Below are 16,894 nucleotides of genomic sequence, written 5' to 3'. Positions count from 1 at the left end.
ATATTAAAGATTAGTTTATCTAATCCTAAATCCAGCGACGCACCTGTGCTTTGTAGGCTTCAAATTCATCGGGCCATTGRCTCAACAAGCGGTACTCTTCGGCAGGAATAAATGTGGCAGACAAGTAAGCCATAAAAGTAGGGATCATCCCCCAACACCATAGCGCATTAAAGKAGAACCCGGCGGCAACAATGATCAATATCATCGCCAAGTACATTGGGTTACGGCTATAAGCGTAGATGCCTGTAGTGACCAGCGCGGAGGGAGCTTGTAGCGGATCGACAGTGGTGTGATGACGATGAAACGCCCATTTTGCCGCCAGCAATAGCCCTAAGGCAACGACAAACGGTGCAATCGCCCAGCTGGGGCTGCCTAGCTTAATATCAAAAGGAAAGTAATACGTTAATGCAAGCCCGCCGCCAATTGCCGCTAACATGGCAACGGGAGGTAAAGGAGGAAAGAGATAACGCCAAGCCGGTATACGCATAACTCGTCCTTGAGTGATGACTGATATAATAGCGAAACTCTAACCAAAAAAGGCAGCCACTGTCACTGCCTTTTTGCCAAATGACGAGGCGTTAACGCTTAATATTCAGTCTTGCTCAAGATTGAGACGATGCTTACCGTGTTCAATCTTGGCTTTCAGATAATTACGGTTGCCATCTTTAAGGTGGGCTTTGGTGCCAATCACTTCTTTTAAGGTGATACCTGCGGCTTGTAATTCTTCGATTTTTTTCGGGTTATTGGTCACTAAGCGGATGCAATCAATATTAAGCGCTTTGAGCATTTGCGCCGCTTCGGTAAACTCTCGCAGATCGTCAGCAAAGCCAAGATGATTGTTGGCTTCGTAAGTTGTCATGCCTTCGCTTTGTAACTTATAGGCGTCTAACTTATTGTACAGACCAATGCCTCGTCCTTCTTGACGGAGGTACAAAATAATCCCGCCATCTTCACCCATTTTATGGATAGTTTCTTCTAGTTGTTCGCCGCAATCACAGCGTGAGGAGTGAAAGACATCGCCGGTTAGGCACTCAGAGTGCATACGTACTAGCGGTGGATTAGCCGTGTGATCGGCCTGCTTAAAGATCAGCGCGACGTGCTCTTGTTCGGATTGTAATCCATGGAAGGAAAGGATCTCTGCGGGGATCTCGCTTCCCACCCCGACTTTCAACGGCACTCGGGCCCTAACTTTAACCATTATGCGTTTATCTCTTACTGCTGATACCCGATTCAGGGCGCTAACATTACTACACCCACGATCGGATGCCAATGAGAAGATGTTATAATATAACACAAAAGGGTTATGTTATAACATTATATATTCAGATATTGAGTGTGCTTATTGTAACCGGCGCACTACAACGGCAGGATTACCCGCGACAATAGAGAAAGGCTCAATGTCTGTATCCACGACAGATCCTGCTTCAATCACGACCCCCTCACCGATTGCAATACCCGCTTTAATCACCGTATTGCCTTCAATAATGACGTTGTTACCAATAATCACATCTTGAGAAGACTCACACTCACCACGGGCAATATCTAGCGGTAATACGCGATGGCGGGTGGTATAGATCCCAACGTTCGGGCCAATGCTGACATTATCGCCAACGCTGACATGCGCGCCATCTAGAATCGTGCAATTGGGCCCGACACTGACATTGCTGCCGATACTAATGTTCATACCGTAATGACAAAAGAAGGGCGCATCGATTTCGACGTTGTCACCGACATGCGCAAACAGTTTAGTGGTGACCACATTTAAGCTGGAGGCATCCTCTGGATCCAGTCGATTAAATTGTTGGCACAGTCGGCGCGCCGCATACCGAAACAACGTCAGTTCCTCATCGGCAGGACAATACGGCAAGCCTCGCTGCATTTTTTCAAATTCCGTCATCCACCTATCCTTGATGCGGCATGGGAGCCGAGGTTGACTCAAACCCTGAGTTATCGACCGATGACAAGGCCACCAGCGCATCGCCATATTGATCTAGAAACTGATTGCCCAATGTTAGGCCCAATTGATAATCCGCCTCCAAGGCTTCAGATTTGCTTAACAACGCACTGCTTTGCAGCGGCTCATTCGGCGCAATTTGTAGCACTTGCGCACGCGCAGGTGGGTTGGCCAAAAACTGTAGCTCACTTTGATAGCTTTGATAGTGGGTGGTGAACATTTTCAGCATGTCGGTACTGAGTGGCTTACCCGATAGCGATTGTAGCCGATAAATGGTGTCACCACCGAACAGCCAGCGTCCGCCATTTTCCATTGCCTTCTCTCTCATACTGTCTTTCACTCGACTGACCCACTGCTCTCGGCTCGACTTATAGCGTTCCGATAACTCTCCTAACTGCTTACTCAGCTCTTTTTGAAAGGTTTCAAACCGCGTTAGTCGATATTTTTCTTCAAAGTTAGTGAGGTAATCCGCGATTTTAAATTGGGGTTTGTGGGTTTCAAATCGTGCTCGCAGTGTTTCAAGAAAGCGACCGCTATCATCGACGCATTTATCCTGTTCTACATCAGGCTCTGTACGGATCACCACAATGATATCCGCGCCGCGCGCAAACGCTTCTTTCGCCGGGATTGCCGCAGTTACGCCACCATCGACGTACCGGTGTTCGTTGATATTAACCGGGTGTGGATACAACAGTGGAATGGCACAGGTTGCCTTAAGCGCATCAGGCCAATTATCTTCTGTTAGCGAGAAAAAGGCAGGTTTCAAGATATCGACATCGGTTGCACACGCATAAGCATATCGATTTTGCAGGTGACGACGTGCCGTCTCCATGTCCAATGCCGTCTCTTTTCCGGGTAGCGCGGTCTCTAGTGCCCAATCAAGATCCATATGATGCTGACGCCGCACATACTTCATTAAGTGGAAGAAGCGTTCTTGGGTCGTCAGCTGGGTAATAAATCGGTAGCCATATTGGTATTGTTGGCAGACATACGCGCTCATATTGAGCGCCCCAGCGGACGTACCATAATAGTGCTCGAACGGATCAAAGTGGCGAGTCAAAAATGCGTCGATGACACCCGCCGTAAAAATACCGCGCTGCCCACCGCCTTGCAGGACCAAGGAAATTCTTTGCGGTCGCGAAGGCTGGCTCTTATTTAAACCGATAGCCTGCGTATCGGCCGCAAACATCTTAGGTTGTACGGCTTGCTTGCTGTCTACCACACTCGCCCCTTACGAGCACACTCACGTTATGCATCTGTTTTTATTGAACGATGCCGCATAGTCTAACGCGTCGTATAACGCTGCGCTAGCGCTTACCCCGTTAAGGATGAGTGAGCGTGTTTCAGTAAGCATCTAACCTGACACTTATCTACATTGTTCACTTTTACCCCATCACTGCCACCGCAGCGAAGGTAAATATCATGCCTAGCGCACAACCTGCGGTGATTAACGCGTAGCCCAATGTAGTGTTCATCGCCTGAATCCTTACTGTTTACGTTTTTAATTTTGTTACCGGGTTAGCTGGTTCGCTAATTAGCTCACCAACAGTATAAAACCTGCTTAAGTGTGCGCCTTTATGGGCTGCAATTCTGCTATCAGGATCATGTTTCATCACGCTGTGGCACAATAAAAGCGCTTGTTAATGCTGTTTTTTTCGTCAATTAACATGCACCACCAAATAACCATGAATCACCACCTATTGACAAAAAAGATAGTTCTTTTCACTAGAGAACAACAAAATTTTATCATCAACAACTGTCAAAGCGTCATTATTGCAGGTTAACCCCCATCTTTTTGCTAACTTGTTGGTTTTAAGGCTATTGATTTAGTCTCTTGCTGTGCTTAATGTGCAATGACTGCCCGCTTTAGATAAAAAAATCAACATTCGGGCAACAGGACGTTAAAAATCAATATTGCGGGAATGTGCTATTTCTTTCATATCGGCCAAAAAACGCAGCATCACAACACTGCGGGCTTGGATAAGCGCAAGAAGGGCAATTCGCAAAGGAGTAAGTAGATATGCAAAGAGAACAATGGGGCTCACGGGCTGGGTTTATCCTCGCTGCTGTTGGGTCAGCAGTCGGCCTAGGGAATATTTGGCGATTCCCCTATATGGCGTATGAGAACGGTGGCGGTGCCTTTTTTATCCCTTACCTTTTCGCCATGCTCACTGCCGGTATTCCATTTATGATCATGGAGTTTGGTTTAGGGAAAAAATTACGTGGCTCATCGCCCGTGGTTTTCTCAAAACTCAACACCAAGTTTGAGTGGCTCGGTTGGTTCCAAGTCTTGATTGCTGCAACGATTGGGATCTACTACGTCGCGGTCATTGGTTGGGCCATTTCGTACTTTGGCTTCTCATTTGGACAAGATTGGGGCACAGATACCAACGCCTTCTTCTTTTCAGATTACCTAAAGCTGGGTGAAAACTCGCCCACTAACTTGGGTGATTGGCAATGGCATATTGCGATTCCGATGATCATTGCGTGGGCAATCACGTTTGCTGCCGTATTCCGTGGCGTAAAAGGCGGGATCGAAAAGGCGAGCAAAATCATGATGCCACTGTTGTTTATCATGGTGCTGCTGCTAATTGGCCGTGTGGTGATGTTACCGGGCGCGCTTGATGGGCTTAACTACTTGTTTTCGCCAGACTTTAGCAAACTGACAGATGCCAGTGTTTGGTCCGCTGCTTACGGGCAGATTTTCTTCACTCTCTCTGTCGGCTTTGCCATCATGCTCGCTTACTCAAGCTATTTACCTGAGAAATCGGATGTGAATAATAACGCCTTAATGACGGTGTTGATTAACTGCGGCTTTTCGATTGTCGCGGGTGTGTTGATCTTCTCTATTCTCGGCTACATGGCCGCCGAACAGAGTAAGGGCATCACTGACGTCGTCAGCGGCGGTGTCGGCTTGGCCTTTGTCACTTTGCCAGCCGCAATTAATCTGTTGCCTATCCCTTATATTTTGGGTCCCTTGTTCTTCTTAGCGCTGGTGGTGGCAGGCTTAAGCTCGCATATCTCGATCATCGAGGCGGTTACATCATCGATCATGGATAAGTTGAATGTCACACGTCAAAAAGCGGCAATCGCGGTTTGTGGTGTCGGCTTTGTGGTCTCAATGGCGTTTGCTACCAACGGTGGCTTGTTGCTGCTTGATTTAGTCGACTACTTTGTCAACAACGTTGCATTGTTAACCAGCTGCTTGCTTGAGCTAATTGTCGTAGGTTGGCTAGTGAAACTGTCTGACATCCGCCAATACGTGAATCGCGTATCTGAATTTAATGTGGGGCAGTGGATGGAAATTTGTATCCGCTTTATCAGCCCGATTATGCTGGCCGTGATCTTGGTGAAAAACCTGATTGATACCTTTAACGACGGTTATGGTGGCTATGCGCAGTTCGAGCTACTAACTCTCGGATGGGGCTTGGTGGCAGCCATGCTGGTTGTTGGCATTATTGTTAACAGCACAACCACACCCGCTCGTGATATGGAGACAGACGCATGACAACAGGTGCAATCGTAATGATGCTTATCGGTTTAGCGGTAACATGGGGCGGTGCCGCTCTGTGTATTCGTAAAGCGATGCAAAGTAATAGTGAATAAACATGTGAAGCGCCTGCTGCAAGTAGGCGCTGTTTTGACAACACAAACACGCCTAACAGCCCTCAAGCTCGATATCGCTTGGGGGCTTTTTGTTAGTCGCTGATTAATTACACAAACTGCGGAGTTGTTTCTAGCATCTTAGCCACAAAGCACCGATAATGGGCCGATCAAAATAGCAACGAGGATAAAAGCACTATGGCTTCAGCCAAACGCATCTTGGTGGTGGATGATGATGTTGAGATTCGTGAACTTCTTCAGGCTTATCTGGCGAAAGCCGGTTATGACGTAGTCACCGCGCAAAATGGTCATGAGATGCAATCTAAGCTGGCCGTGCAGTATCCCGACTTAATTCTTTTAGACGTCATGCTTCCGGGTGATGACGGCTTTACCTTGTGTAAACGTATCCGCAAAGACTCGGGTGTCCCCATCATTATGCTCACGGCGGTGTCGGACGAGACGGATCAAATTGTCGGACTTGAGTTGGGCGCGGATGATTACATTGCAAAACCCTTTAGCCCTCGCCAACTGATTGCACGTATTCGCGCGTTACTGCGCCGTACTCAACAGTTACAAGAAACAACCTTGTCACGCCCAAAAGCAATCCGCTTTGGTCAGTGGCGTCTTGAGCCAGCTACGCAGCAGCTGCATCATGTTGTCACTGGGATGGAAATCGAGCTGTCTGCCTCTGACTATGCACTGCTCATGCTCTTTATCGATCACCCACACCAGCTATTGGATCGTAACGCCATTAGTCAGGCAACACGCGGGCGAGATGCCCAAGCGCAAGAGCGTGGTATTGATGTTCAAGTCAGCCGTCTGCGTCAACGCTTACGCGATACCAGTAAAGCGAACCTAATTAAAACGGTACGTGGTGCAGGTTATATGTTTGTTGCCGAGATCCAGTATGAATCATGAATGGCTCGAAAAACTGATCCCACGCTCTCTGCTTTCCAGAACACTGCTGTTAACGCTACTATCGGTGGTGTTGGCACAAGGGATTGCGACATCAATCTGGTATACTCAGTCGAAGCGAACCCAGCTAGAGGGATTAGAATCCGCATCGGCGAGTTTAGCCAACATGTTTGCATCGACCACCACCTTTTTTCAGTCTTTACCCGTGGCGTATCGTCATGTCGCATTGAATCAGTTGCGTAATATGGGTGGCACGCGGTTTTTTGTTTCATTCAATAAAGAAAAAATTCACATCACGCCGATCGAAGACACGCAAGCCAAACAGGTTGCTATCGATACCGTATCAGGCATTCTGCATCAACAACTGCCGGCGTTAAACACCATCGAGGTTGATTTTTCTCGCCCTGAAACATTGCGGGTGCTGAATAACGATATTTTGTTGCAAGATTTACCCAAGTCTTGGGCACATCACACCTTAAGCTTAGAGCCACTCAATCCACCTATTCTGGTGGTGCAAATGGAGCTTAAAACCGGTGAATGGGTTTATATCGCTGCCCTACTTCCTGCGCCCTATGTGACCCTCGACGATACGCTGATCACCGCCGATCAAGTGGTCTTTATCGTGGTCATTACCGCTTTGCTGCTATTTTTTACCTACATCTTAATTCGTCAACAAGCTCGGCCGCTAAAGCGATTAGCAAAGGCCGCTAATTTATTCAGTACTGACATTGAGCAACCCCCGCTTAAAGAAGAAGGCGCGGCTGAAATTGCGATTGTGACCCGAGCTTTCAACCGGATGCAACGACGCTTACAACGCCATCTACGCGAGCGGGAAACCCTTTTTCGCTCGATGTCGCATGATTTAAAAACCCCTATTACGCGGTTACGCCTGCGCGCGGAGCTGATCGACGATGAGGTACAAACGGCAAAATTAAATAAAGACTTGGACGATCTTGAAATGATGGTGAAAGGCGCGGTTCAAACCGTGCGTGATACCGATATTCACGAGAATATGGCCGCGATTGATGTGATCGACTTTTTAGCGATGATTGTTGAACCCCACAACCAAACCAGAATGCGGGTGCAGATTGAAAGCGATGCCGTGCCGCTATTTACCTGTAAACCGCTCGCGTTTAAACGTTGCCTATCCAATTTAATTGATAACGGGGTTAAGTATGGCGAAAAAGTAACCATTTATGTGATGGACGCGACGCACACCTTAGATATCACCTTGATCGATGAAGGCCCTGGTATTCCAGAAGAAGCACTCACGTCAGTGTTCGATCCCTATGTGCGCTTGCATGATGACAGTGACGGCTCGGGCTTAGGCCTTGGGATCGCCAGAGATATCATTCATGCCCATGGTGGTGATATGGTGCTCAGTAATCATCGTGAGGGTGGATTACAAGTTGATATCAGTTTCCCGCGGGTAGAAGAATAATGCGTCGAACAACACGATTTTTATCGGGTGCGCTGCTTGCGTACAGTTTGGTAGCCTACAGCGTTAGCGCCGCTGCAAGCAAGGTTGAAGTGCTTCACTGGTGGACCTCAGCCGGAGAGGCCAAAGCCGCCTCGGTATTACGTCAGGGCATGGAGCGACAAGGCTATCAATGGCAAGATTTTGCGGTAGGAGGTCGCGCTGGGATCAGTGCGATGAATACACTGAGAATTCGTGCGATTAGTGGCAATCCACCTTTGGCCGCACAAATCAAAGGCCCAGAGATCACGGAGTGGGCGAGACTCGGTTTTTTGCGTAATCTTAATAATATTGCTGATGCCGAGCAGTGGGAAGCCAAGATCCCTGCGCCACTTCGAGATGTGATGCAGTATCAAGGCAATTACGTCGCCGCGCCCATTAATATCCACCGAGTAAATTGGCTATGGATTAACTTACGTGCGTTTGAGGCCGCGGATGCTGACATCCCGACCGACTTTGATAGCTTTTTTACTGCGGCAGATAAACTGAAGCAGGCAGGCTATGTTCCCCTTGCCCTGGGCGGAGAGCCCTGGCAAGTGGCGACGCTGTTTGACAGCTTGGCCCTGTCCGTCATGGGACCACAACTTTATCAGCGGGCGTTTCTTAATTTCGAACGCAACGCATTACTGAGTGACGGCGTCATTGAAGCGTTCCGTTTACTCGCCAAAATGCGCAAATATGTCGATGACAAGGGTCAAGGCCGAAACTGGAGCGATACCACGCAGCTGCTGATTAATAATCAGGCAGGCATGCAAGTAATGGGAGATTGGGCGAAAGGTGAGTTTTTCGCAGCTAATCAGCAAGAAGGCAAGGCGTTTACCTGTGTTGCCGTCCCTGGCACTAAACACGCGTTTAGCTATAACGTCGACAGCTTTGTGTTTTTTAAACCCAACAATGAAAACGAGCGGCAAAGCCAGGCGGCTATCGCGTCGTATTTATTGACACCGCAATTTCAACGCGATTTTAATCGTTATAAAGGCTCTTTGCCGATTCGATTTGATGTGCCATTGCCTGAGGATGATCATTGCGCCCACGCATCGCGCGATGCGTTTCTTTATGCGCAAGAACACGGCACCTTAAGCCCGAGTATGTCACATGGACTGTCGACCACACGCTATGTGCAAAGTGCCATTTTTGATGTGATTGACGAGTTTTTCTACGACCCGAAGCAAACCCCGCGTGAGGCCGCAGAAGCACTCTATCGGGCGATCTTATCGGCGCAAGCATGATCATACCTTGCGGTCTAACTCGCCATGATTAAAACGCACAAGGAACAAAGGCTATGTCACTGGCAAGCTCAGTGTGATCGGTGAACACATAGTCAAATTGCTTGAGCGTTTTCACTTTCACCGGCGCACTGCGCTGCCATTTTGAACCATCAGCCACCAGCCAACGCGCGGTGGCGGCTTCCAACATGGTGTCACTGACATCGGCTTCATCCGGGGAAAACTCGCAGGCCCACCCTTCTTCACTCACCGCCGCACAACCAATAATGGCAATATCGGCTTGAAAGCGGGATAAAAACTGAATCACCGAATGGCCCACCATATCTTGATCGTTGGCCCGTAACTTTCCGCCGGCCAGCCAAATTTCCAGGTCAGAATTAGCGCCGAGAATGTGGGCGATTTGTACGTTGTTGGTTATCACCCGAAGATCACGTCGGGTGAGTAGCTGTTCGGCAATCGCCGAGACGGTCGTGCCAATGCCCAACATCACGGTGGCCCCGTCAGGAATACGCTCGGCGACAGCCTGCGCAATCGCAGTTTTAATCCCACGATGGCGTTCAAGCCGGCGCTGATAGTCACTGTTTGCCTGTGCGGAGGGCATATTGATCCCACCATGATGACGACGGGCGAGCCCCAACGCACAAAGCTGATTAATATCGCGACGGATAGTCTGCGTAGTCACGGAAAAATGCGCGGCCAAGTGGTCAGTTTCTAAATGTTCGACATCGGCTAATTGGCTGAGAATATCTCGCTGTCGCCAGTTTAATCCCAAATCGTTAGTCACCAACACTCCCTCCTTGTTTTTCAATTTGTCGATATCAACTTATCGATAAATAACGCTCAGGGGCGTCGGTGATCATCATGTCCACTCCCCACTCCCATAAAGGTGCCACGGCGTGCGGATCGTTAGGGGTGTAACACTTCAATGCTAAACCTGAATCTTTAACGGATTTTGCTTTCTCTTGGGTGAGGTGGCGATAGTTGCAGTGAATGCTAAGTGTGGCTAAATCGCTAAACTCATGCCAATTATCAGGGATGGTTTCCCATAAGATCGCCCGGGCGAGGCTCGGTTTTTGATCGCGACAATACCGCAACGCATCCAAAGAGAAAGACGAGATTAAGATCTGCCGCTCATTCACAGAGCTTGTCGATAAACAATCAAATACCGCGTCGCATAATGCAGCAATATCGGTATCGGCATAGGTTTTTATCTCAAGGTTAAGGTGCAGCTCATCGTGATGAACTTGTGCCAATACGGCCGCTAATGTCGGCACTCGTTGTTGAGCAAAATCAGCTGAAAAGTGGCTTCCCGCATCCAATTGCTGTAAATCGACTAAGGCGGTGTCTTTCAACGCCCCTTTCCCATTCGTGCACCGGGATAACGTTTGATCATGAAAGACTACAGGAATGCCGTCTTGAGTTAATTGCACATCCACTTCCACCCAACTTAAGCCGAGTTCACGCACGCGGGCGATCGACGCTAACGTATTTTCAGGCGCTTGAGCGGCGACGCCCCGGTGACCACATAATTTATCAGGTGATACCGGAGTAGATGATAAAACTGACTTTTCGGGCTCGATTTTCATATGAACATCTCTTTATCTTAAATAAATCTATTGTAAGCCAACCAGGACTTCATTTCTCCCCGTTAAAGGTGACAAATTTATTACATTGCCATTACCTTTGATTTCATGCTTTTCATTGATAAAACACGCTTTAATTAACATTTTTTTCACGGCCAACGAGATCGCGGTCAAAAGTCATACAATTGTCATCTCCCTTTTCGGTGAGGTTCATATTATGTTCATTTTTGTTCATTAAGTTGCCAGATGAACATTACCCCATCCTCAAAAGGAGTGACGCATGAAAACCCAACGCTTAACCGCGCTTTCTTCGGCCTTGTTGTTGGCCTCGTTTTCCGCCAACGCTGCAACCGAAATTGAATGGTGGCACGCAATGGGCGGAAATCTCGGTGAAAAAGTGAATGAAATGGCCGAGAAGTTCAATGCCAGTCAGGACGACTACACAGTGAAGCCCGTTTATAAGGGCAACTATACCGAAACCATGACGGGGGCGGTCTCTGCCTTCCGCGCCAACAAACAACCTCATATCGTGCAAGTGTTTGAGGTGGGCACGGCGACCATGATGTCTGCAAAAGGCGCCATTTACCCAGTGTATGAGTTAATGCAAGACGCCAAAGTACCGTTCGACCAGTCTGATTATCTCTCTTCTGTGACCGGCTACTACTCAGACGAAAATGGCAACATGTTGTCTATGCCGTTTAACAGCTCAACACCGGTGCTTTATTACAACAAAGATTTGTTCGCCAAAGCGGGAGTGACACCACCTAAGACTTGGGAAGAGGTCGAGCAAGTATCAGAAAAGCTTCTCGCCAATGGTACCCAGTGTGGCTTCACCACCGGCTGGCAGTCTTGGGTACAAATCGAAAACCTCGGCGCACGTCATAATAGCCCGATTGCCACTAATGATAACGGCTTTAGCAGTGTGGATAACGAAATGCTGATTAACCAATCACCTTTCGTTGATCACATTGCCAAAATGGCAGACTGGCAACAAGCTGGGATCTTTGAGTATGGCGGCCGTCGCTCTGACAGTGCACCACTTTTTTATAGTGGCGAGTGTGCCATGTATATGAACTCTTCAGCGTCCTATGCGGGCGTGCGTGAGAGCGTGAAAGACTTTGAGTTTGGTGTTGCCAAGCTGCCTTACTGGGATAAAGCCGTTGAGCAGCCAAGAAATACGATTATTGGCGGCGCCACGCTTTGGGTTCTGCAAGGTCATGAATCAGAAGAGTACAAGGGGGTTGCTCAGTTCTTCTCGTTCTTGTCAAAACCAGAGATCCAAGCTGATTGGCACCAATTTACTGGCTATCTGCCGATCACTCACGGTGCGTATGAGCTAAGTAAAAAGCAAGGCTTTTACGCTAAGAACCCGGGGACAGATGTCGCGATTAATCAGATGACAGAAGTGGAGCCCACCCCTGCATCGAAAGGTATTCGTTTGGGTAACTTCGTGCAAATTCGCGATGTGATCAACGAAGAGCTTGAAACTGTCTGGTCGGGTGATAAGTCAGCGCAAGAAGCGTTGGATGAGGCCGTTGAACGTTCGAACGGATTGCTCGCTAAGTTTGCTAAAGCAAACAAATAATTACGCCTTGTATTATGGAGCGGTGCGCTGAGCCCGCTCTTTTTATTGAGAAAGTCTATGTCCAATAAACCCACATTTAACCACAGTGCGTTTCCCATTTTATTACTCGCACCGCAACTGCTCATTACGTTTGTTTTCTTTATTTGGCCAGCAGCACAAGCGGTCTGGCAGTCGATGCTACTTGAAGATCCTTTTGGGCTCAGTACCGAGTTCGTCGGTGCTGACAATTTTATCGCACTCATTGGTGATACAAGCTATTACAGTAGCTTTTTCACTACACTGTTTTTTAGTTTTTCAGTCGCCGCTATTGCTCTTCTCTCGGCATTAGTGCTCGCGGTGATGGCCGATCGTGTGATCAAAGGCGCGACGGGCTATAAAACCTTATTGGTTTGGCCTTATGCGGTTGCTCCCGCTGTCGCTGGGGTGCTCTGGCTATTTATGTTCAACCCCACCGTGGGTGTACTGGCCCATGCGCTTGAAGCCATTGGGCTCGATTGGAATCCCTTTATTCATTCTGGGGATGCCATGACCATGGTCATTATTGCCGCCACCTGGAAGCAGATCAGCTATAACTTTTTGTTCTTTCTTGCCGGGTTACAGTCGATCCCACGATCATTGATTGAAGCGGCCGCGATTGACGGGGCTGGACCGGGGAAACGGTTTGTAACCATTATTTTCCCGCTGCTGTCACCCACGTCATTCTTTCTCTTGGTTGTTAACTTGGTATACGCCTTCTTCGAAACGTTCGGCGTTATTCACGCCATGACCCAAGGCGGGCCAGGTCAATCGACAACCACGCTGGTTTATAAAGTTTACGCCGATGGTTTTGTTGGGCTCGATATGGGCTCATCCGCGGCCCAGTCGGTGGTGCTGATGATCTTGGTCGGTGCATTAACCGTGATTCAGTTTAAATATGTTGAAAAGAAGGTGGCCTACTAATGGTTGAACGTCGCCCTTGGCTTACTGTGTTCTCGCATCTGGTGTTGATTCTGGGTGTGGCCTCTGTTGCGTTGCCCGTGTGGCTTGCGCTCACCGCCGCCACTCATGATAGCAGCGCGTTTGTGAGTGGTGTTACCCCATTATGGTTTGGTGACAAAGGCTTATCTGTGTTTACAGAGGTACTCACCGAAGGGACATCGCGTGAGTTAAATATCACCGTAGCAGGCATGTTATGGAATTCATTTTTAATGGCGATGGGCATATCCATCGGCAAACTGGTTATTTCAATTTTGTCGGCCTATGCGGTGGTCTATTTCCGTTTTCCTGGCCGCATGCTGGCATTTTGGATCATTTTTATGACCTTAATGCTTCCCGTTGAAGTACGTATTATGCCGACATTCCAAGTCATTGCCGACCTCAATATGTTGAATTCCATGTCGGGCCTAACGATTCCACTGATCGCCAGCGCCACCGCGACCTTTTTATTCCGGCAGTTCTTTATGACCGTGCCGGGGGAAATGCTGGAAGCCGCCCGCATGGACGGTGCAGGTCCGTTTAAATTTTTTAAAGATATTTTATTGCCCTTATCGCGCACCAATATTGCCGCGCTGTTTGTGATCACTTTTATCTATGGGTGGAACCAGTATTTATGGCCCATTCTGATCACCACGGATGACGAGTATTACACCATCGTGATGAGTATTCAGCGCATGTTGTCTGTTGGCGACGGTGAAGTGGAATGGAACCGCGTCATGGCAACCACATTAATGGCAATGCTACCGCCTGTATTGGTGGTTTTGGGCATGCAAAAACTATTTGTTAAAGGCTTAGTGGAGACGGAGAAGTAAATGGCAACGGTAACCCTCGATCAACTTCAAAAAACCTATCCGAATGGGTTCAAAGCGATTCATGGTGTCGACTTGGCCGTACAAGACGGCGAGATGATTGTCTTGGTCGGCCCAAGTGGCTGTGGTAAATCCACATTACTACGCATGATTGCGGGCCTGGAGGCTATCTCGGATGGCGACTTAATTATCGACAACAAGCGAGTAAATGATCTGGAGCCGGGTGAGCGTAATATCGCGATGGTGTTTCAAAATTATGCGCTTTACCCGCACATGAGTGTATTTAATAACATGGCTTACGGATTGAGAAACCGCGGCACCCCAAAAGCGGAGATTGAAACATTAGTCAACGAAGTCGCGACCATGTTGGAGCTTGATCACTTGCTAGATAGACGCCCCAATCAACTGTCTGGTGGCCAACGTCAGCGCGTGGCAATGGGCCGTGCAATTGTTCGTCGTCCCAAGGTGTTCTTGTTTGATGAACCCTTATCCAACCTGGATGCTAAGCTACGTGTTCAGATGCGTTTGGAAATAAAAAGCCTGCAACGAAAACTCAAGACGACAGCGGTCTATGTCACCCACGATCAGGTTGAGGCGATGACGCTTGCCGACCGGTTAGTGGTGTTAAATGGCGGCAACGTCGAGCAAATTGGTACACCGCTGGAAGTCTATGATGCGCCCGCAAGCCTCTTTGTGGCCACCTTTATTGGCTCCCCGGCGATGAACATCGTCGACGGACAAATCCACAATCACACCCTATCTATCGGTCATCACGCACTGGCTTATTGCCAGGGCACAACCGCATCATCGGTGTGTATTGGGCTACGGCCTGAACATTTAAAAATCGTCCCTAACGACCAGGCGCAATTTACGCTATCGGTGACCTTAACGGAGGCGTTAGGGGCCGATTTGTTGGTCTATGGTCACATCGCGGACACGGATAGTCTGATCACCTTGCGCTTAGAAGGCCATAGTAAAGTGATAGAGGGCGATCAACTACCGTTAGCGATTGACCCGCACAATTTGCATGTCTTTGCGGCTGAAAGCGGTAAACGGCTGACGATTGATGTGAAAGCGCTTAGCGATGAGCGGGTTGTGGCGATTTAATCTTTAGGAGCATACTTTAGGAGCATAGCGTCATGCCAATTCAGTGTTTGCCTTTGTCATCGATACATCAACACGCCGAACGCTGGCGCGATGTTCAGTGGCTGTTTACCGATGTTGATGACACCTTGACGTGGCAAGGGGCACTTCCGTGGCAAACACTGAAGGCATTAACCGAGTTGCGTGACGCGGGGATCCGAGTAGTACCCGTGACAGGGGCCTGTGCAGGTTGGTGTGATCACATCATTAACGCTTGGCCTGTCGATGCGGTCATCGGTGAAAATGGTGGCGTGGTGATGTGGCATGAAGATGGCCGACGACAGACAAAAATCAGCTACACCGCCCAGCAAGCACAACCCGGGCTGCGCGATTGGATTGATCACTTACTCGAGCAGTATCCAAATCGTACCCTCAGCGCCGATCAAGCCTACCGTCACTGTGAAGTGGCCATTGATATTGGTCAGCATACCCGTCGTGCGCCACAATCTGAAGTCGATGCATTGCTTGGGGCACTCCACGCATATGGTGCCAAAGCAACGGCTAGCTCTATTCATATTAACGCATGGTTGGGTACCCATAATAAACAACAAGCGACGCTGGATTGGCTTTTGCGTTACGGTGTCACAGAAAAGGCCGCCCCTCAACAGGTTGCCTTTATTGGTGACTCACGCAACGATAACGACATGTTTGCCTACTTTCCGCTCAGTGTTGGGGTCGCCAATATTGCCCCCCACCTTGCTGCACTCGATACCCCACCCACCTGGATCACAGAGGCACCAGGCGGGCTGGGCTTCGCTGAATTTGCATCCTGCTGGTTATCATTAGTGCGCTAAGCCGATTTTTTTACTTTCCTCACTGAGGGCAACGCCTAACTGAGGGTAACGACTAACTGAGGGCAGCTTCACAGCTTTTCTGCTACAGGGCTTTTTATATCAATGTGTTATTTAACTTTGTCGGTAGGTCGTTCTACAATGTGGGCGTTTTATCATGATAATGATGCCCAAACCTCACTGTTTGCGCACCTCGCATGGTTAGTGCGTATAATTATTAAGCGCAAACACGATAACGATTAGGAAAATGCTATGAAACGCTATGCCCTTGCACTGGTCGCAGCCTTGTTGCCGATGATGTCACACGCGGCACCGGTAGAAAACGCAGACTGTTATTCAGCCAAATACCATGACTACGTTGATGCATCAATTAACTGGTATCAAGCATTAGTGGAGATGACCGTTGAAAAAGACGCCTCTTTGGATGAGGTAGCCGACTGGTTTTTACGCGGCCGCACCAACCACTTTAATCTGAACGCACAAGCTTTTGACTATTATTTAAATAATGACAGCGCCAAGCTCAATCTCGATGCGCCGGTTGAATCATGGCTAATGCTCTCGCAAGAAGATGTTAAAATCCTGTCGCAAAGCTCACTGCCGCCGTCGTCACTGGCGAAAGACGTGTTTGCTTTTCGTCAAGGAGAGTCAATGGAAGGTAACTATGCGCTACGTAGTGCCCTCGCCGACCTTCTCAGCCACCCTAAAGAAATCGACAAACCATTGAACCAATATAACGATCAGATGGTAAGCATTAACGATCGTCAATGTCAGTAAGTCTGCATCAATCAACAATGAGCCGGCAGTTGTCGGCTCTGACCGTCATCATATTCGTT

Annotated in this window: 17 protein-coding genes; 11 read left to right on the top strand and 6 right to left on the bottom strand. The window is 48.6% G+C overall.

Going from position 1 to position 16,894, the window contains the following annotated elements; all coding sequences use genetic code 11:
• Positions 1 to 25: 25 nt before the first annotated feature.
• The 4 genes from BZG77_RS07305 to BZG77_RS07290 all read right to left on the bottom strand — a co-directional run bounded on the left by BZG77_RS07305 (position 26) and on the right by BZG77_RS07290 (position 3,176).
• Complete coding sequence (locus BZG77_RS07305; RefSeq protein WP_077646745.1) at positions 26 to 487, bottom strand: methyltransferase family protein; 462 nt, start codon at positions 485 to 487, stop codon at positions 26 to 28.
• Between the two features lie 105 nt (positions 488 to 592).
• Positions 593 to 1,198, bottom strand: a complete 606-nt coding sequence (locus BZG77_RS07300; RefSeq protein WP_021023753.1) for a GTP cyclohydrolase II — start codon at positions 1,196 to 1,198, stop codon at positions 593 to 595.
• Between the two features lie 141 nt (positions 1,199 to 1,339).
• On the bottom strand, positions 1,340 to 1,897 hold the full coding sequence (locus BZG77_RS07295) for a sugar O-acetyltransferase (protein ID WP_077646744.1): 558 nt from the start codon (positions 1,895 to 1,897) through the stop codon (positions 1,340 to 1,342).
• Between the two features lie 4 nt (positions 1,898 to 1,901).
• Positions 1,902 to 3,176: a patatin-like phospholipase family protein gene (locus BZG77_RS07290; protein ID WP_241844120.1), complete on the bottom strand. Its 1,275-nt coding sequence runs from the start codon at positions 3,174 to 3,176 to the stop codon at positions 1,902 to 1,904.
• Between the two features lie 798 nt (positions 3,177 to 3,974).
• On the opposite strand from BZG77_RS07290, the gene BZG77_RS07285 reads away from it, so the two are divergent.
• The 5 genes from BZG77_RS07285 to BZG77_RS07270 all read left to right on the top strand — a co-directional run bounded on the left by BZG77_RS07285 (position 3,975) and on the right by BZG77_RS07270 (position 9,178).
• A complete protein-coding gene (locus BZG77_RS07285) occupies positions 3,975 to 5,462 on the top strand; it encodes a sodium-dependent transporter (protein WP_077461155.1) in 1,488 nt (495 codons plus the stop codon).
• Entirely contained in the window at positions 5,459 to 5,560 is a 102-nt protein-coding gene (locus BZG77_RS14700) for a MetS family NSS transporter small subunit (protein ID WP_021023748.1), read from the top strand. The genes BZG77_RS07285 and BZG77_RS14700 overlap by 4 nt, the downstream gene beginning before the upstream one ends.
• A gap of 195 nt (positions 5,561 to 5,755) precedes the next feature.
• Positions 5,756 to 6,475 carry a response regulator gene (locus tag BZG77_RS07280; protein ID WP_021023747.1) on the top strand — a complete coding sequence of 240 codons (720 nt, stop codon included), beginning with the start codon at positions 5,756 to 5,758 and terminating at the stop codon, positions 6,473 to 6,475.
• Entirely contained in the window at positions 6,465 to 7,913 is a 1,449-nt protein-coding gene (locus BZG77_RS07275; protein ID WP_077646743.1) for an ATP-binding protein, read from the top strand. Before BZG77_RS07280 ends, BZG77_RS07275 begins: the two co-directional genes overlap by 11 nt.
• A complete protein-coding gene (locus BZG77_RS07270; RefSeq protein ID WP_077646742.1) occupies positions 7,913 to 9,178 on the top strand; it encodes an ABC transporter substrate-binding protein in 1,266 nt (421 codons plus the stop codon). Before BZG77_RS07275 ends, BZG77_RS07270 begins: the two co-directional genes overlap by 1 nt.
• Before the next feature lie 28 nt (positions 9,179 to 9,206).
• Here the strand turns inward: BZG77_RS07270 and BZG77_RS07265 are convergent, their stop codons facing one another.
• Complete coding sequence (locus BZG77_RS07265; protein WP_077646747.1) at positions 9,207 to 9,947, bottom strand: DeoR/GlpR family DNA-binding transcription regulator; 741 nt, start codon at positions 9,945 to 9,947, stop codon at positions 9,207 to 9,209.
• Between the two features lie 46 nt (positions 9,948 to 9,993).
• Positions 9,994 to 10,761, bottom strand: coding sequence for a glycerophosphodiester phosphodiesterase family protein (locus BZG77_RS07260; protein ID WP_077646741.1), 768 nt, complete (start codon positions 10,759 to 10,761; stop codon positions 9,994 to 9,996).
• Positions 10,762 to 11,038: 277 nt separating this feature from the next.
• Between BZG77_RS07260 and ugpB the strand changes: the two genes are divergently transcribed.
• The 6 genes from ugpB to BZG77_RS07230 all read left to right on the top strand — a co-directional run bounded on the left by ugpB (position 11,039) and on the right by BZG77_RS07230 (position 16,835).
• The gene (gene ugpB, locus BZG77_RS07255) at positions 11,039 to 12,343 is read left to right on the top strand and encodes a sn-glycerol-3-phosphate ABC transporter substrate-binding protein UgpB (protein WP_077646740.1); all 1,305 of its coding nucleotides are present in this window, start codon (positions 11,039 to 11,041) and stop codon (positions 12,341 to 12,343) included.
• Between the two features lie 57 nt (positions 12,344 to 12,400).
• Positions 12,401 to 13,282, top strand: coding sequence for a sn-glycerol-3-phosphate ABC transporter permease UgpA (ugpA, locus tag BZG77_RS07250; protein WP_077646739.1), 882 nt, complete (start codon positions 12,401 to 12,403; stop codon positions 13,280 to 13,282).
• A complete protein-coding gene (gene ugpE, locus BZG77_RS07245) occupies positions 13,282 to 14,130 on the top strand; it encodes a sn-glycerol-3-phosphate ABC transporter permease UgpE (protein WP_077461149.1) in 849 nt (282 codons plus the stop codon). The genes ugpA and ugpE overlap by 1 nt, the downstream gene beginning before the upstream one ends.
• Entirely contained in the window at positions 14,131 to 15,234 is a 1,104-nt protein-coding gene (locus BZG77_RS07240) for a sn-glycerol-3-phosphate import ATP-binding protein UgpC (protein ID WP_077646738.1), read from the top strand. It abuts the gene before it with no gap.
• A gap of 32 nt (positions 15,235 to 15,266) precedes the next feature.
• The gene (locus BZG77_RS07235; RefSeq protein WP_077646737.1) at positions 15,267 to 16,064 is read left to right on the top strand and encodes an HAD family hydrolase; all 798 of its coding nucleotides are present in this window, start codon (positions 15,267 to 15,269) and stop codon (positions 16,062 to 16,064) included.
• 249 nt (positions 16,065 to 16,313) lie between these two features.
• Positions 16,314 to 16,835 carry a hypothetical protein gene (locus BZG77_RS07230; protein ID WP_077646736.1) on the top strand — a complete coding sequence of 174 codons (522 nt, stop codon included), beginning with the start codon at positions 16,314 to 16,316 and terminating at the stop codon, positions 16,833 to 16,835.
• Positions 16,836 to 16,894: the final 59 nt, after the last annotated feature.

It is taken from the genome of Salinivibrio sp. IB643 (assembly GCF_001996105.1).
Classification (GTDB): domain Bacteria; phylum Pseudomonadota; class Gammaproteobacteria; order Enterobacterales; family Vibrionaceae; genus Salinivibrio; species Salinivibrio costicola.
This window is presented reverse-complemented; position numbering and strand designations above follow the sequence as displayed.

What these genes read in the sequence shown, in the direction of transcription:
- ugpA (WP_077646739.1), top strand. Translation starts at nt 12,401, where the DNA reads ATGTCCAATAAACCCACATTTAACCACAGTGCGTTTCCCATTTTATTA.
- BZG77_RS07270 (WP_077646742.1), top strand. Translation starts at nt 7,913, where the DNA reads ATGCGTCGAACAACACGATTTTTATCGGGTGCGCTGCTTGCGTACAGT.
- BZG77_RS07300 (WP_021023753.1), bottom strand. Translation starts at nt 1,198, where the DNA reads ATGGTTAAAGTTAGGGCCCGAGTGCCGTTGAAAGTCGGGGTGGGAAGC.
- ugpB (WP_077646740.1), top strand. Translation starts at nt 11,039, where the DNA reads ATGAAAACCCAACGCTTAACCGCGCTTTCTTCGGCCTTGTTGTTGGCC.
- BZG77_RS07285 (WP_077461155.1), top strand. Translation starts at nt 3,975, where the DNA reads ATGCAAAGAGAACAATGGGGCTCACGGGCTGGGTTTATCCTCGCTGCT.
- BZG77_RS07240 (WP_077646738.1), top strand. Translation starts at nt 14,131, where the DNA reads ATGGCAACGGTAACCCTCGATCAACTTCAAAAAACCTATCCGAATGGG.
- BZG77_RS07275 (WP_077646743.1), top strand. Translation starts at nt 6,465, where the DNA reads ATGAATCATGAATGGCTCGAAAAACTGATCCCACGCTCTCTGCTTTCC.
- BZG77_RS07235 (WP_077646737.1), top strand. Translation starts at nt 15,267, where the DNA reads ATGCCAATTCAGTGTTTGCCTTTGTCATCGATACATCAACACGCCGAA.
- BZG77_RS14700 (WP_021023748.1), top strand. Translation starts at nt 5,459, where the DNA reads ATGACAACAGGTGCAATCGTAATGATGCTTATCGGTTTAGCGGTAACA.
- BZG77_RS07260 (WP_077646741.1), bottom strand. Translation starts at nt 10,761, where the DNA reads ATGAAAATCGAGCCCGAAAAGTCAGTTTTATCATCTACTCCGGTATCA.
- BZG77_RS07280 (WP_021023747.1), top strand. Translation starts at nt 5,756, where the DNA reads ATGGCTTCAGCCAAACGCATCTTGGTGGTGGATGATGATGTTGAGATT.
- BZG77_RS07230 (WP_077646736.1), top strand. Translation starts at nt 16,314, where the DNA reads ATGAAACGCTATGCCCTTGCACTGGTCGCAGCCTTGTTGCCGATGATG.
- BZG77_RS07295 (WP_077646744.1), bottom strand. Translation starts at nt 1,897, where the DNA reads ATGACGGAATTTGAAAAAATGCAGCGAGGCTTGCCGTATTGTCCTGCC.
- ugpE (WP_077461149.1), top strand. Translation starts at nt 13,282, where the DNA reads ATGGTTGAACGTCGCCCTTGGCTTACTGTGTTCTCGCATCTGGTGTTG.